The 14,503-nt window shown below is 68.2% G+C and carries 13 protein-coding genes; 1 reads left to right on the top strand and 12 read right to left on the bottom strand.

What is annotated here, in order from left to right:
* Positions 1 to 19: 19 nt before the first annotated feature.
* From EC845_RS04415 to EC845_RS04390, 6 genes are all read right to left on the bottom strand, one after another.
* On the bottom strand, positions 20 to 1,021 hold the full coding sequence (locus EC845_RS04415) for a DUF58 domain-containing protein (RefSeq protein ID WP_123295967.1): 1,002 nt from the start codon (positions 1,019 to 1,021) through the stop codon (positions 20 to 22).
* Positions 1,002 to 1,997 carry a MoxR family ATPase gene (locus EC845_RS04410; RefSeq protein WP_123296360.1) on the bottom strand — a complete coding sequence of 332 codons (996 nt, stop codon included), beginning with the start codon at positions 1,995 to 1,997 and terminating at the stop codon, positions 1,002 to 1,004. The genes EC845_RS04415 and EC845_RS04410 overlap by 20 nt, the downstream gene beginning before the upstream one ends.
* A gap of 136 nt (positions 1,998 to 2,133) precedes the next feature.
* Positions 2,134 to 3,219: a S1C family serine protease gene (locus EC845_RS04405; RefSeq protein WP_123295966.1), complete on the bottom strand. Its 1,086-nt coding sequence runs from the start codon at positions 3,217 to 3,219 to the stop codon at positions 2,134 to 2,136.
* A 374-nt stretch (positions 3,220 to 3,593) separates the two neighbouring features.
* The gene (locus EC845_RS04400; protein WP_123295965.1) at positions 3,594 to 4,280 is read right to left on the bottom strand and encodes a hypothetical protein; all 687 of its coding nucleotides are present in this window, start codon (positions 4,278 to 4,280) and stop codon (positions 3,594 to 3,596) included.
* Between the two features lie 123 nt (positions 4,281 to 4,403).
* Entirely contained in the window at positions 4,404 to 5,318 is a 915-nt protein-coding gene (gene mmsB / locus EC845_RS04395; protein ID WP_123295964.1) for a 3-hydroxyisobutyrate dehydrogenase, read from the bottom strand.
* 40 nt (positions 5,319 to 5,358) lie between these two features.
* Complete coding sequence (locus tag EC845_RS04390; protein WP_123295963.1) at positions 5,359 to 6,519, bottom strand: acyl-CoA dehydrogenase family protein; 1,161 nt, start codon at positions 6,517 to 6,519, stop codon at positions 5,359 to 5,361.
* Between the two features lie 260 nt (positions 6,520 to 6,779).
* Between EC845_RS04390 and EC845_RS04385 the strand changes: the two genes are divergently transcribed.
* Entirely contained in the window at positions 6,780 to 8,135 is a 1,356-nt protein-coding gene (locus EC845_RS04385; protein WP_370451237.1) for an ArgE/DapE family deacylase, read from the top strand.
* Between the two features lie 95 nt (positions 8,136 to 8,230).
* Here EC845_RS04385 and EC845_RS04380 read toward each other — a convergent pair whose 3' ends face one another.
* The 6 genes from EC845_RS04380 to EC845_RS04355 all read right to left on the bottom strand — a co-directional run bounded on the left by EC845_RS04380 (position 8,231) and on the right by EC845_RS04355 (position 14,500).
* Entirely contained in the window at positions 8,231 to 9,490 is a 1,260-nt protein-coding gene (locus tag EC845_RS04380) for an aspartate aminotransferase family protein (protein ID WP_123295962.1), read from the bottom strand.
* A gap of 162 nt (positions 9,491 to 9,652) precedes the next feature.
* On the bottom strand, positions 9,653 to 10,804 hold the full coding sequence (locus tag EC845_RS04375; RefSeq protein WP_123295961.1) for a phosphotransferase: 1,152 nt from the start codon (positions 10,802 to 10,804) through the stop codon (positions 9,653 to 9,655).
* Positions 10,805 to 10,847: 43 nt separating this feature from the next.
* Positions 10,848 to 11,876 carry a histone deacetylase family protein gene (locus EC845_RS04370; protein WP_123295960.1) on the bottom strand — a complete coding sequence of 343 codons (1,029 nt, stop codon included), beginning with the start codon at positions 11,874 to 11,876 and terminating at the stop codon, positions 10,848 to 10,850.
* A 60-nt stretch (positions 11,877 to 11,936) separates the two neighbouring features.
* Positions 11,937 to 12,659, bottom strand: a complete 723-nt coding sequence (locus EC845_RS04365) for an SDR family NAD(P)-dependent oxidoreductase (protein WP_199739720.1) — start codon at positions 12,657 to 12,659, stop codon at positions 11,937 to 11,939.
* A complete protein-coding gene (locus EC845_RS04360; protein WP_233597924.1) occupies positions 12,656 to 13,501 on the bottom strand; it encodes a GntR family transcriptional regulator in 846 nt (281 codons plus the stop codon). Before EC845_RS04360 ends, EC845_RS04365 begins: the two co-directional genes overlap by 4 nt.
* Positions 13,502 to 13,540: 39 nt before the next feature.
* Positions 13,541 to 14,500 (bottom strand): DMT family transporter, encoded by a 960-nt coding sequence (locus tag EC845_RS04355; RefSeq protein WP_123295957.1) that lies wholly within the window; start codon positions 14,498 to 14,500, stop codon positions 13,541 to 13,543.
* Positions 14,501 to 14,503: the final 3 nt, after the last annotated feature.

Genomic DNA, 14,503 nt, shown 5'->3' with positions numbered 1-14,503 from the left:
CGTGCAGGCGGAACTGGACTCAGGCCGCACCCAGGTGCCGGCCGGGTGGGTGATGGAGGTGGCCGGGCAAACCCGAGGGGGCATGGGTACGCCCTCGGCGATTGCGCATGTCGGAGAGCCGCATCAGGGCGTCGACCAGATCGTCTTCCGTGGAGAGTTCCATCGTGTCGACCCCGGCTTTCTGAAAGGCCGCGCGCAGGTCGGCCTCGCGCTGTGCGGCGATGGACGCGAAGCGGCGGCGAAAAGCGGGGTCGTGGGTGTCCACCAGCATCTGCTCGCCGGTTTCGGCGTCCCGGATCGGCAGCAGTCCGAGGTCGGGCAGCTCGATCTCCAGGGGATCGAGCAGGCGCACGGCCAGTACATCGTGCCGCTGGGCCAGTTGGGCCAGAGGCCGGTCCCAGCCTTCGGGGCTGAAGAAGTCGGAGAGGATGAAGATCGTCGAGCGCTTGCGGACGACGCCGGCAGCCCGGCGCAGCAGGTCTTCGAGCTGGGTGGCGCCGCCGGCCCGCTGGTTGGCCGAACGGCGCGTCTGCAGCGTATGCAGCAGGCGCAGCACATGCGGGCGGCCCTGGCCGGGCGGCACCGTGGTGTCGCTGTCGGTGCCGTGGATCATGGCGCCGACGCGGTTGCCGCTGCGCGTGAGCAGCCGCGAAAGCACGGTGGCGAACTGCTCGGCGGTATCGCGCTTGCGCTGGCGGCTGGAGCCGAAATCCATCGAGGCGCTGAGGTCGATCAGGAACCAGGCGGTCATCTCCCGGTCTTCGGTGTAGATGCGCACATGCGGCTCCTGCAGGCGCGCGGTGACGTTCCAGTCGATCTGGCGCACGTCGTCGCTGAACTGGTAGCTTCGCAGGTCGCTGAGGTCCATGCCGCCACCCCGCATGAGTGTGCGGTGATCGCCCTGGAGCAGACCGTCGAGGCGCCGCAGGACTTTCCATTCGAGCCGGCGCAACGTGGCGTCGGCGACCGGCGGGCCGCCCGTAGCCGGAGCGGCGGCGGGGTCAGGCTGCGATTTTTTCATCATGCTGGATGGGTTTGGCCGGTGGGGCGACGCGGGACATGATCCGGGCGACGATGTCGTCGGGCGAGATGCCTTCGGACAGTGCCTCGTAGGTGACGGCGATGCGGTGGCGCAGCACGTCGGGCACGAGCAGCGTCAGGTCCTCGGGCAGCACGTAGCTGCGGCGGCGCATGAGGGCCAGCGCGCGCGCGCCCTCGACGAGGTTGATGGTCGCGCGTGGACTGGCGCCGTAGGTGATGAAGCGCCCGATGTCGGCCAGACCGTGCTGCTGGGGCTGGCGCGTGGCCGAGACCAGCCGAACGGCGTACTGGATGATGGACGGATCGACATAGACCTGGCGCGCCAGCCGCTGCATGGCGGCCAACTGTTCGGTGGTCGCCACCGGCTGGACGAATGCGGGTGCGCCGATCGCCCGCTCGGCGATGATGAACTCCTCCTCGTCGCTGGGGTAGGTGACCAGCACCTTCATCATGAACCGGTCGACCTGGGCTTCGGGCAGCGGATAGGTGCCCTCGGTTTCCACGGGGTTCTGCGTGGCCATGACCAGGAAGGGCGAGGGCACGGGATAGCTGACGCCCGCGATGGTGACCTGCCGCTCCTGCATGACCTCGAGCAATGCGCTCTGCACCTTGGCGGGGGCGCGGTTGATCTCGTCGGCCAGCACGAGGTTGGCGAAGACGGGACCGAGCGCGGTGCTGAAGTCGCCCGTCTTCTGGTTGTAGATGCGGGTGCCGATGAGGTCGGCAGGCACCAGGTCGGGCGTGAACTGGATGCGCCGGAAACTGCCGGAGACGGTGTTGGAGAGCGTCTTGACCGTCAAGGTCTTGGCCAGGCCGGGAACGCCCTCGACCAGCAGGTGGCCCTGGGCCAGGAGGGCGACCATCACCCGTTCGAGAAAGGCGTCCTGGCCCACGACCACCCGTTTGACTTCGTAGAGGATCTTTTCCATGAGTTCCGCCGTGGTGTCGACGGTCATGGGCGCAATCGGGGTGGCGGCATGAGAGGCACTGGGATGGACGGGCGTCTGGGGTTGGAAATCGGTCATGGTCAGGGCGTCCTCTGGCTGGGGATTGACGGATGGCGGATCGGGGCAGGTCGTGGATTCGCTTTGGCTAGAACGGGGACATGCCGACGGCTTGCGCGGCGTTCTCGATGGGCACGGCAAAACCGATGCCCACGAAACTGCGCTGCTCGTTGGGGTTGTAGATGGCGGTGACGATGCCGAGAACCTCGCCCGACATGTTGATGAGCGGCCCTCCCGAGTTGCCGGGATTGGCGGCTGCATCGAACTGGATGAGGTTGGTCATCATCTGTTCGCCTTCGGGCGACTGGAAACTGCGCTTGAGTCCCGAGACGATGCCGGACGACGCGGAAGGGCCGATGCCGAACGGAAAACCCACGGCCATGACGTGATCGCCGGAACCCAGGCCGGCCGTGCTGGCCAGCGTGGCTGCCTTGAGGTCGTCGGGCACGGTGTAGGCCCGCAGCACGGCGAGGTCGTCCTTGGCCTGTATGCCCGTGACCGAGGCGATGGATTCGGTGCCGTCCATGAAGGTCAGATGGATGAGATCCGCGCCCTGGACGACGTGCAGGTTGGTGAGGATGACGCCCTCGTCGACGATGACCACGCCGGTGCCGACGCCACGCGGTTCATAACCCTTGGGGACGACCGCGCGAGCCTGTTTGGGTTCGGCACCGGGCGCCTGGGGCGTCTTGGCCGGACCTTCTGCATCGGGGCGTTGTGCCGAGCGGTTGCCGTCTGAGGGCGGGGGCGTGGCCGGCGCCGCCTTGCGTGCGGATTTTTTCGTGTCGGCCGGCTTCTTGTCTTCCTTGGCGTAGCTCACGACACGCACGACCGAGGGAATGATGGCCTGGTAGGCGCGGGTGTCCTGCGAGGGCAGAACGTGAGAACCGAGCGTGCTCATGACGGCGCGATCGATGTCCTCCTGCGTCAGAGGCGTCTGCGGGGGCGGCGTGCCGGCGTAGAGCACGGCAGACAGGCCCAGCACGGCCAGCCACAGCAGACCGGCCTGCCAGCGTCGGGCGCGTCCGTAAGCCCCTTGCACTGCGGCCCTCGCTCTCGAGGGCCGATCGGCAGCGGGGGCTGGCGGCACATCCGCAGCGGGGGCCGGCTCGGTCGGCCGACCGGCGGCCGACGCACGCGGCTGCGAGCGGCTGTAGAGAGGGGACCTGCGCATACGACACCTCCGCAACGAGCATGACGGAAGAAAGCGACCGATGGCTAGCGGATGGCATGGGCGCACACGCGGCCTGGTGTTGTGCCGTGTGCTGTGCTGGCATCCTGTGGCGCTTGTCCGCATGGGCTGCCTGCGGATGGAACTGCGCGCCTCGCGCGGGGGAGCATGACCCGATGAGTGTCCTGACTCGGTGCAAACCGTAGCACGATTTGCGCGACCGTGCACGCGAGTCGAACAGCCTTGTCTTGCCTGCAGTCGATGCAGGCAAGAGACATGCCAGTGTGCGCCCTCGGTCGGTAGGACACCGCCGCAATTGCGCGGCGTGGGACGATGGGTGCGGGTGCGGGTGCGGGTGCGGCGCCGAGGCGCGAGGGTCAGTTCAGGGCGCCCTGGCGAGGGCCCAGCGTACGGGCCACCCGCCACTGGGCGAGCAGGAGGGCGATGTAGGCCCAGAGCTCGGCCAACTCTTCGAGCGTCTGCTGTGCGGCGTGGCTGAGTTCGGAAAAGCCGATGAAGCCGTGGCCTTCGGCTTCGGCCGAGAGCAGCATGCCCACCACGCACAGTCCGATCTCGACGAGCGGAAAGCCGCCACCGCGCCAGATCCGCTGCAAGGTCCGGTCTTGCCGGGTGCGCACGAACAGCACCAGTTGCCAGACCAGTATGAGCGCGATGACGGGAGCGACCAGCGGCTTGTAGGGCAACTGCTGGCTGGACGAGAACATCGGGCCGAGTTCGGGAACGACCGCGAGCGGGGTCATGAAAACGGTGCCCCAACTGAGTTCACGTGCGCACAGCACAAACCAGATCGGTGCGACCATCAGCCAGAAGACGGCATGGCTGCGGCCTGCATCGCCTCCGGCCTGTGCCGCCGTGCGGCGCCAATGCAGTGCGAGCAGGCCGCCGGCAAACAGCAGGCCCGCCTGCAGGTTTTCTACCGGACCGTTTTCCCAGCCTGCGGTGGGCGGCAGCCAGGGCGCGGCTGCGTAGCTGGCGCAGTAGGCCAGCGCAAAGAAAAGGACGAGCCGGAAGGCATGGCGAGGGCGGGAAGGAGCGTCGGGCATGAAGAAGGCCGGTGAGGTCGGCTCGTGAGCCCGCGGAGTCGGGCTGGAGCCGGTTCATTAAACCTTCATTCTAATCTTGAGAAAATTTTCCGATATTCCATCGTGTTTTCGAAAATCGTTTTTCTATTTTGATAGCGATTTCTGCTGTGCGGCCTGCAGGGACCGCAGGATGCTGGAGAAGTCGAGGGTGCCGTTGCCAGCCAGGCTGTGGGCGGCATAGAGGCTGCGAGCGAGGCCGCCCAGCGGGGTCGCGGCCCGAAGCTGGCTGGCATTGTCCTGCGCCAGGCCGAGGTCCTTGAGCATGAGGTCGCAGGCAAAGCCGCCGGCATAGTCGTGCGAGGCCGGGGTGTGGGGCTGCACGCCCGGCACGGGGTTGTACTTTTCGAGTGCCCAGTTGCCGCCGGAACTGCGCCGCATGATTTCGGACAGCACCGCGGGATCGAGACCGTTCGCTTCTCCCAGCGCGAGGGCTTCGCAGGTGCCGATCATGAGCACGCCCAGCAGCATGTTGTTGCAGATCTTGGCGGTCTGGCCTGCGCCTGCCGGACCGGCGTGGAACAGGTTGGCCCCCATGACTTGGAGCAGGGGCCGGGCGCGCTCGACGTCGCCGGTCTCGCCGCCGATCATGAAGGTCAGCGTTCCGGCGGCTGCACCCGTGGTGCCGCCGGAAACGGGGGCGTCGATGAAGGGGATGCCGAGCGCCTGTGCGGCTGCCGCCACCTGCCGGGCACTGGCCGAGGCAATGGTGCTGCAGTCGATGACCAGGGTGCCGCGCGCCAGGCCGGCGAACAGGCCGGGTTGCTGGCCGTCGCCCAGGTAGAGCGACTCGACGTGCCGGCTGGCCGGCAGCATGCTGATCACCGCTTCGGCATCGGCTGCGGCTTCCTGGGCCGAGGCGGCGACGGCGAGGCCTTGTGCGCCGTAGGCCTGCAGGGCGGCGGGCGAGAGATCGAAGGCCCGTACGGTGTGCCCGGCGCGGTGGAGATTGAGGGCCATGGGGCCACCCATGTTGCCGAGGCCCAGAAATGCGATGTTCATGGTGAGAGTCTCCTGTTGTATGAAAAGCTGTGCGTGTCGCTCAGCGGATATCGGAGGGCCGGCGCGTGTCGAGCAATCGGCGCGCGATGATCACGCGCATGATTTCGTTGGTGCCTTCGAGGATCTGGTGCACGCGGGCATCGCGCAGCAGCCGTTCGAGCGGATATTCGCGGATGTATCCATAGCCGCCGTGCAACTGCAATGCATCGTTGACCACGCCGAAACCCGCATCGGTGGCGTAGCGTTTGGCCATGGCGCAGTAGGTGGATGCTTCCGGGTCGCCGGCGTCGAGCCGGCTGGCTGCCAGCCGCACCATCTGGCGCGCCGCCACGAGCTCGGTGGCCATGTCGGCGAGCTTGAACTGCAGGGCCTGGAAATCGGCCAGCGGGCGGCCGAACTGGCGGCGGTCGTGCAGATGGGCCCGGGCGGCGTCGAAGGCCCCCTGTGCGGCGCCGACCGAGCAGGTGGCGATGTTGATGCGGCCTCCGTCGAGCCCCTTCATGGCGATGCGGAAGCCTTCGCCCTCCTGTCCCAGCCGATGGCTGGCGGGCACCCGCACGCCGTCGAGGTTGACGATGCGCGTGGGCTGGCTGTTCCAGCCCATCTTCTGTTCTTTCTTGCCGTAGCCGATGCCCGGGGCCTGTGCGGGAATGGCAAAGGCCGTGATGCCGCCCGGGCCGCTTTCGCCGGTACGTGCCATGAGCACCAGCAGGTCGGTGGCGCCTGCGCCCGAGATGAAGGCTTTGGTGCCGGTGATCACGTAGTCGTCGCCGTCCCGCACGGCCCGGGTCTGCAGCGAGGCCGCATCGGAACCCGCGTTGGGCTCGGTGAGGCAGTACGAGGCGAGGCGTTGACCGGCTGTCAGCGCCGGTCCCCACTCGGCTTTCACCGTCTCGGTGCCCCAGGTGCCGAGCATCCACGTGGCCATGTTGTGGATGGTGAGGTAGGCGGTGGTGGACGGGTCGACGGCAGCCAGTTCCTCGAACACCATGGTGGCGTCGAGCCGGGGCAGGGCCAGGCCGCCGATGTCCTGCGGCGCATAGAGGCCGCAGAAACCGAGTTCGCCGGCCTGGGCCAGTGCCTCGCGTGGAAAGATGGATTCGGCGTCCCACTGGGCCGCATGCGGCGCCAGCGCCTGGCGGGCAAAGGAACGGGCGGCGGCGGCAAAGGCGGCCTGGTCTTCCGAGAGATCGAAATGCATGGAGGGTGTCTGGGTGGGCCTGGGCAGCGCCAGTCCAATCCAGCGCCAGTCGATAGGACCATGCTAGGCATGCAGACGACACCCGGCAATCGGCAAAAACGCACATCCGATGTGCATCGCGCTTCGGCTTTGTGCACACCCGCCCGTGCGTGGGGCCGCCGGGCAGGGTACGGATATTGCGTCAGCCGATGGGTGACGCATGAGGGACGCGTGGCAACCGTGCGCAAGCGTCCCGGTCTGTTTTTTCAGAGTTCAACCCGATGCAGCCTGTTTCCTTCCCCGCCGGCGAGACCCGCCCGCCCGTAACCCTCCCCAGCATGGCGGACATCCACGCGCATGTGGCGCGACTGGAGCCGTACATGGTCGAGGCGCTGTCCGCGCTGGTTGCCGCGGCCAGTCCCTCGGGGGCCGAGCAGCCGGCCGCAGAGGCGATGGAGCGCCTGCTGGCCGAGCTGGGGCTCGAGACCGAGCGGATCGTGCTCGACAGCCGCCTGATCGAGGACGATCCGATGTTCTCGTGTCCGTGCGACCCCGATGGCGGCCGCTACAACCTGCTGGCCCGGCATGTGCCGGTGCGACGCGATCCGGGTAGCCGTTCCGTGCTGTTCAATGGCCATCTCGACGTCGTGCCGACCGGTCCGCTGGGGCTGTGGAGCCGTGCGCCGTTCGAGCCCTATGTCGACGACGGCTGGCTGCACGGCCGTGGCGCCGGCGACATGAAGGGCGGACTGGTCTGCACCCTCGCGGCGTTCAAGGCCCTGCGGGACTGGGGACTGGAGCCCGCCGGCATCGTGGGTTTCAATGCCGTGCTCGACGAGGAGAACACGGGCAACGGCACCCTGGCCACCTTGCATGCGCTGCAGAACGCGCTCGGCAAGGCCAGGCTGACGGATTTCGATGCGGTCATCATCCCGGAGCCGTTCGGCGAGACGCTGATGTCGGCCCAGGTGGGCGTGTGCTGGCTGAGCGTGACGCTGACCGGCCGTCCGGCTCACGTGGCCTACATGCACAGCGGCCTCAACCCGATCGAAGCCGGCATCGCGGTCATGGCCGATCTCAAGCTGCTGGAGGCCGAATGGAATGCGCCGGAGAACCGCCATCCGGCGTTCATGGACGTGGCGCATCCCATCAACTTCAACCTGGGCACGATACAGGGCGGCGAATGGAACTCTTCCGTGCCGTGCACCTGCACGATGGGCCTGCGCTGCGGCTTTTTCCCCGACGTGAGCGCCGACGACGCGCTGGCCGAGATCAGCGCGCGCATCCGGGACAAGGTGGCCGCCCTCAACCCCGACCTGGTGGTGGAGATCGATGCGCGCGGACACCATTCGCCGGGTTGCGTGTACGACCTCGAGCACCCGGCCATGGCCTTGCTGGCCACTTGCCACGAGCAGGCGACAGGGGTCGCACCGAGCCGGCTGGCCTGCACGGCGACGACCGACGGGCGGCATTTCCAGCTCTCGACTTCGCTGCCGGTGACCAACTACGGGCCGTTGGCCCGGCACATCCACGGCATCGACGAGGCCGTATCGCTCGACAGCATGAAGCGGGTGACGGCGACGCTGATCCAGTTCATCGTCACCTGGTGCGGTGTGCAGCCGCGCCGCACGGCCTGAGTCGCCGCGTTTGCCATTTTTGCCGCTTCGACCGCCGGCCGTGACCAGGCGCAGCGCGGCACGGTCGCATGGGCCGAAGCATCCGCCGGGCGGTCTCAGGCCCCGATGGCCGACAGCGCGTGGTCGATGGATGTGGCCAACAGATCGGCATGTGCCGGCGTGAAGACCAGGGGGGGACGGATCTTGAGGATGTTGGCTTGCGGTCCGGTCGCACCGAGCAGCACGCCTTCGTGTTCGCGCAGGCGATTGACCAGGCGTTGCGCCAGCGCGCCGGCGGGCTGCCTTTCGGCGGGATCGGACACCAGTTCGACGCCGGTGAACTGGCCTGCGCCCCGGATGTCGCCCAGCGCCGGGTGCCGCTTCGCCACCTCGCGTAGCTGCCGCCGCAGGTGCCGGCCGACCTCGCGGGCCCGGGTCTGCAGGTCCTCGTGCGCCAGCACGTCGAGCACGGCGCTTGCGGCGGCCATCGAGACGGGGTTGCCGCCGAAGGTGTTGAAGTAGCGGCATTCGCGCGCGAAGGTGGCGACCACGTCCGGCCGTACGGCCAGGCCGGCCACCGGCTGTCCGTTGCCCATGGGTTTGCCCAGGGTCACGAGATCGGGCATGGCAGCGTGGCGCATGAAGCCCCAGAAGTGCTCGCCGGTGCGGCCGAAACCGGGCTGGACCTCGTCGGCGATGTAGAGACCGCCGGCCCGGTGAACCGCTTGCACGGCTTCGTCCATAAAACCGGGGGGATCGGTATAGATGCCATCGCTGGAGAACACGGTATCGACCAGCAGCGCGGCCGTGCCCAGTCCATGGGATTCGAGATCGGCGATGGCGGCGCGCACGCCCTGAGCGAAGGCTGCGCCGACCTGGTCGGGCGGCACGCCGTAGCTCTGGGGCGCCGGCACGGTGCGCACGGCTGCGCCGAGCTTGATGTAGGCGCCGAGCGAAGGAGACGCCTCGGCCAGCGCGGCGGTGACGCCGTGATAGGCATTGGCCGTGATGATGACGCCCTGTGCGCGGGTGTGGGTGCGCGCGATGCGCAGCGCCAGATCGTTGGCCTCGCTGCCGCTGCAGGTGAACATCGCGTGGCTCAGGCTGCCGGGAAGGGTCGCGAGCAGCCGCTCGGCATAGTCCAGCACCAGCGTGTGCAGGTAACGGGTATGCGTGTTGAGCGTGGAGGCCTGCCTGGCAATGGCCTCGACCACATGCGGGTGGCAGTGCCCCACGCAGGCGACGTTGTTGTAGGCATCGAGATAACGTCGCCCGTCCGCGCCATGCAGCCACACGCCTTCGCCGCGAACCAACTGAAGCGGCTGTTCGTAGAACAGTCGATAGGCCGGACCCAGCAGGCGGTTGCGGCGTGCCATCAGTTCGGCATCGGATACGGCATCCGGTGGACGCGCCTGTGTTGCGGTGGGGGTTGAAGAGGCGGGCGACGGGCAAGGAGTTGTCGATGGGGACATGGGCAGGCGTTGGATCGGATGGATTCGGATGGACGATGGCGGCGGGCCCCGGCTCGGGCGCGTCGGTCAGACCGGTGCGAGCCCGCAGGCCGATCGCAGCGCAAGGGAGGCCTGCTCGTCGTCGATGCGGTCGCAGGCCGTCAGGCGCGCCCAAGACAGGCGGTTGTTGCGCAGGATGTAGTCCGCATTGCCCGGGTCCCGTGCGGCACGCCAGCCGCCGATGCAGACCACCATGGCCAGGCGGGCGCGGATCAGGCCGGGCAGCAAGGCCAGTTCGTCCGGCGTCAGGGGATGGATGGCATGGTAGGCCCGGGCGAATTCTGCGATGGCTTGCAGCGCGTCGCCGGTTTCGTCGAGTTGGTACGAGGCGGCCACGGCGACATCGTCGATGAGCGGACCTTCGACCATGTCGCCGAAGTCGAGGATGCCGCAGACGCGGTCGGGTTGCAACGGATCGACCAGCAGGTTGTAGATGTTGAAGTCGTTGTGGATGGCCTGGCGCCGCAGCGTCTTCAGCCGGGGCTGGACATGGCTTGCGAAGCGATCGAGCGCACGGGCCACGCAGGCGCGGCGTTCGGGCGCGGCGATGAGCGCCACCAGGCTGCGCACGCTGTCTGCATGCTGGATGTCCCATGGCAGACGCCGCTGGCCCGCCGGCTGGGGCGGCAGGCCGGCAAGGGCCTTGTCCAGCCGTGCGAGTGTCTGTGCGACGTTGACCTGCTGGCCCGGCGAATGCGGGGCCTGGGGCATGGGCAACCCTTCGAGATAGCTGAAGAGCCGCACCACGCGCGGCCTCTCGCCCAGCGCAGAGGTGACGGCGCTGAAGGCCCCGTCGCGCGTGGGCAGCAAGCGCTGTACGGGCTGGGCCGGATGATGGCGTGCCAGATGCAGCAGTGCCTGGGTCTGGAAATCGGCGACCTCCGTCGTTTCGACGGGGTGCGAGATCTTGAGCATGAGTCGGCGGGGCGTGTGCCCCTGGCCGTCGGGCAGAACATGCGGGCCGACGAGGAAGTTGGCATCTCGCTCGCCGGACAGCGCCTGCAGATCGGCCTGGATGCCGTAATGGCGTTGCAGCAGCGCGAGGGCCTGCGACGTGCTCACCGGAGCCGGTGGCGCGCTGAGCACGGCCGCTTCGGGCAGGCTGTCGAAGGACGGCAGTGACGGGATAGCCGACAGAGGCGTGGCGACGGGAGAGAACGCGGGGGCGGCGAGGGGCATGCGGGTTGCACTCATGATCGGCAAGGATGGGGGACGAAGACGGTCAGGCCACGGCCTCGAAGCCGCGCAATGCGCTGGCCAGGTTGAGCGGCAGATCGGGCGAGAGGTAGCCCCCCTCCTGGACGAACACCGTGGGCAGGCCCAGGCGGGCGATCTCGCCGGTGATGCGGCCAAAACCTTCGGTGCTGACGGCCAGGGCCTTGTAGGGATCGCGCTCGTGTGCGTCCAGCCCCAGCGCGACGACGAGTGCGCCGGGCTGGAAGTCGCGGATGGCCTGGCAGGCGCGGGCCAATGCGTGCAGGTAATCGTCCGTTCCGGTGCCGCGCGCCAGCGGATAGTTGAGGTTGTAGCCCAGCCCCTCGCCTTCGCCGCGTTCATGCGCGTGGCCGGTGAAGAACGGCGTGCAGAAATGCGGATCGCCGTGCAGCGACAGTGTCAGCACGTCGCTGCGGCGCCAGAAGATGCCCTGGGTGCCGTTGCCGTGGTGCACGTCGACATCCAGTATGGCGACGCGGGGGTGCTGCCGGCGCAGATACTGCGCGGCAATGGCGGCGTTGTTGAGATAGGTGAATCCGTTGGCGCGATCGGCGTAGGCATGATGGCCGGGCGGGCGGCACAGCGCGTAGGTGGCCCGCTCGCCTTCGAGGACCAGCGCGGCTGCATGAGTGGCGGCGTGGGCCGACCACACGGCCGCGTTCCAGGTGTGCTGGCCGATCGAGCAGGCCATGTCGCCCATGTGGTAGCCCGCCTGTCCGACCAGGCTGTCGGGGTAGGTGCAGGGCTGGCCCGGGAAGGGATGCACGTTGGGCGTGACCTCGTCCGAGGCGTCGTCCAGCGCCTGCCATCGTTCCCAGGCCGTGGCAAGGAATCGCAGGTACTCCGGCGTGTGGATGGCGGCGCGCGGTGCCGCGCCGAAGTCCTGCGTCTGCACCAGCGTGTGGCCGTTGTCCCGTGCCGCGCCGGCCAGCAGGAAAGCGCGCTCGGGCTGCTCGTTGCTGCGTTTCATGCGGCCGCGCACGATGAATTGCTGTGGATCGTGGTCCTGGTGATGATCGCTGTAGATGACTTTCATGCGGCTTCCTGCATCGATAAAAAGGAGCAAGGCGGAATGCCCTGCAGACGACGTTCCGGCTCAGAATTGCGATTCGATGGACCAGCTCACGGGAATCTCCGCGACGCTGGCCGTCGGGGGCAGCTCCAGTGCCACACGGGCCAAGCGCGCGACATCCTCGGGCTGCGTCAGCTGTGCGTGCAGGTCGGCATCGACGCCGCTGGCCATGTCGGTGGCCACGAAGCCCGGGCAGATCGCCGTGGCCCGCACCCGTGTCCCCGCACCGCAATGACGCAGCCCGTGGGCCAGCGCCAGCACGGCGAACTTGCTCATGGCGTAGAGCGATGCATCGGCCGAGCGCACCCGCTTGCCGGCCAGCGAGGCCATGATCAGCACCTTGCCCTGCGGCGCGGCCAGCAGATCGGCCCAGACCAACTGCGTCAGGCGCATGGGCGATTTCACGTTGACTTCGAACAGCGCATCGAAGTCCTCGCTGCTGGCCTGCAGCACCGATTGCCGGCTGAGCACGCCCGCGTTGTGCACGATGGCATCGATGCGTCCGAAGTGTGAACGGGTGGCCTGCACCCAGGCGGTTTCGGTCTCCGGCCTCGCGGCATCGAAGGGGCAGGCCAGCCATTGTTCGGCCTGCGCGTCCACGCCCGCATGGGGCAGTGTGCGGCAGCCTGCGCTGACACGCCAGCCATGGGCCAGCAGTTCGCGTGCAATGGCCAGCCCGATGCCCCGCGTGGCACCGCTGACCATGGCCACGGGGGCCGATGCGGGGTCTTGCCGAGTCGTCCTCATCGCCGGTCTCCGTGACTCGATGGGGTGGAAGACGCCTTCGGCCCGGGGGGCTTTTCCAGCGCGGAAGAGTCGGGATCAGGGCCCGGGTGGGGATCCCGATCGGAGCCCGAAAGCGCAGGCGCCTGTGTGAGCCCGGCCTGCTCGACGCATGCACGGGCGTGTTCGCATGCCACCTCGAGGTGATGGCGCAGTGCGCCGCGCACGGCCTCGACATCGCGCCGGCTCAGCGCCACGGCGATGGGGCGATGGGTTTCGGCCAGGTAGATCGGATCTTCGTAGCTGGCCTCGCTGAGCGACAGGAACAGCCGCACCTCGGCTTGCATGTTGCCGAACAGCCGATGCAGATAGCTGTTGCCCGAGATTTCGGAGATGTAGGCATGAAACGACAGGTCGAGAGCCACGCGTGCCGTCTGGTCCAGCGCCAGGGCCTGGTCTGCCATGTTGTCGACCATGGGCAGCAGGCGGGCGAGCTGCATGTCGCTGGCGTGCCGGCAGGCCAGCGACGCCCCGAGCAGTTCGAGGTCGATGCGCACGGCATAGAGGTCTTCGACCTGGCGTGTGCTGATGGTGCGGACGGCAAAACCATGGCGGGGCCGCGAGATGAGCAGGCCGACGCTCTCGAGCCGGCGGGCGGCTTCGCGCACCGGGGCGCGGCTGATGCCCATGCGGCGTGCGAGGTCGGCCTCGACGATGCGTGCGCCGGGCGCCAGGCGGCCGTCGAGTATCGCGTCCTGGATCTGCTTTTCGACCGTGGCGACCAGATCGGGACGTTCGAGGGTCGAGAACGTGGCTCGTCCGGCCATGCGGGCGGTGGGCTGGGGGTGCGGGATAGAGTTCTCCATGCGATGAGATATCCGGAAAAAGCGTTTGGACGGTCGAACTCAGGCCATGCGGCGCGGTGGACGGCGCCAGGCCAGCGAGACGCCCGCGGCCGCGATGCAGGCCATGCCGCACAGCGCCGGCACGTCGGGTGGGCGGCCGAACCAGAAGGTGCTGAGCAGCACGGCCAGAATCAGCTGGATGTAGTTGAGCGGCCCCAGCGTCGAGGCCGGCGCCCGCCGGAAGGCGGCCAGCAGCAGCAATTGCGCGATGCCGCTGCACACGCCACCGGCCAGCAGCACCGCCCATTCCATCGCATCCGGAAGGGCCTCGCCGCCGGGCATCGGATCGGACGTACCGCTGGCCCACAGCAGACCGGGCACACTGGTCACCACCAGGCAGGTCAGCGCCATGTAGGCGTACTGGATCTGCGGCGCGACCTTGCCCGAAAGTTTTCGGGTGAGCATCTGGAACAGCGCGTAGCAGACGGCCGCAACCGCCATCAGCAGCGTGCCGGCGAGCGGCAGGCTGGCACCCGGCCGGACGATCAGCAGCATGCCGACGAAACCTGCGCAGACCGCCAGCCACTGCGGCCGCCCGACACGCTCGCCGAGCAACCAGGGCGACATCGCCACCATGATCAGCGGGGCGGTGAAGTAGATGGCCGTGGCCTCGGCCAGCGGCATGGTCACCAGCGCGGTCATGAAGCAGGTGGCCACGATGGCCAGCGTCAGGCTGCGCGCCATCAGCAGGGCGAGATGCGGCTGGCGCCAGAAGCGCCAGAGCGATCGCCACGACACCGGCTGCTGCACCAGCAGGGCCAGCGCCATGCACGAAATGGCGGCATAACGCGTCAGGTTCATCACGGCCGGGCTGTGGCGCTCGAGCATCTGTTTTGCAAAGGCGTCGTAGCAGGCAAACGCCACCAGCGCGCACAGAAAAAGCAGCACGCCACGGCGCTGAGCCGGCCCCGAATCGGCCGTCGGCGAGGCCAGGGGAGATGGAGGCGGCCGGGTCGTCATCCG

It is taken from the genome of Comamonas sp. BIGb0124 (genome assembly GCF_003752175.1).
Classification (GTDB): Bacteria; Pseudomonadota; Gammaproteobacteria; order Burkholderiales; family Burkholderiaceae_C; genus Comamonas_F.
Note: the sequence above shows the minus strand (reverse complement) of the source record. Positions and strands in the feature narration are given on the sequence as shown.

Excerpts from the sequence above, each read along its gene's own strand:
- EC845_RS04415 (WP_123295967.1), bottom strand. The coding sequence starts at position 1,021 with ATGAAAAAATCGCAGCCTGACCCCGCCGCCGCTCCGGCTACGGGCGGC.
- EC845_RS04410 (WP_123296360.1), bottom strand. The coding sequence starts at position 1,997 with ATGACCGTCGACACCACGGCGGAACTCATGGAAAAGATCCTCTACGAA.
- EC845_RS04405 (WP_123295966.1), bottom strand. The coding sequence starts at position 3,219 with ATGCGCAGGTCCCCTCTCTACAGCCGCTCGCAGCCGCGTGCGTCGGCC.
- EC845_RS04400 (WP_123295965.1), bottom strand. The coding sequence starts at position 4,280 with ATGCCCGACGCTCCTTCCCGCCCTCGCCATGCCTTCCGGCTCGTCCTT.
- mmsB (WP_123295964.1), bottom strand. The coding sequence starts at position 5,318 with ATGAACATCGCATTTCTGGGCCTCGGCAACATGGGTGGCCCCATGGCC.
- EC845_RS04390 (WP_123295963.1), bottom strand. The coding sequence starts at position 6,519 with ATGCATTTCGATCTCTCGGAAGACCAGGCCGCCTTTGCCGCCGCCGCC.
- EC845_RS04385 (WP_370451237.1), top strand. The coding sequence starts at position 6,780 with ATGCAGCCTGTTTCCTTCCCCGCCGGCGAGACCCGCCCGCCCGTAACC.
- EC845_RS04380 (WP_123295962.1), bottom strand. The coding sequence starts at position 9,490 with ATGGCACGCCGCAACCGCCTGCTGGGTCCGGCCTATCGACTGTTCTAC.
- EC845_RS04375 (WP_123295961.1), bottom strand. The coding sequence starts at position 10,804 with ATGCCCCTCGCCGCCCCCGCGTTCTCTCCCGTCGCCACGCCTCTGTCG.
- EC845_RS04370 (WP_123295960.1), bottom strand. The coding sequence starts at position 11,876 with ATGAAAGTCATCTACAGCGATCATCACCAGGACCACGATCCACAGCAA.
- EC845_RS04365 (WP_199739720.1), bottom strand. The coding sequence starts at position 12,659 with ATGAGGACGACTCGGCAAGACCCCGCATCGGCCCCCGTGGCCATGGTC.
- EC845_RS04360 (WP_233597924.1), bottom strand. The coding sequence starts at position 13,501 with ATGGAGAACTCTATCCCGCACCCCCAGCCCACCGCCCGCATGGCCGGA.
- EC845_RS04355 (WP_123295957.1), bottom strand. The coding sequence starts at position 14,500 with ATGACGACCCGGCCGCCTCCATCTCCCCTGGCCTCGCCGACGGCCGAT.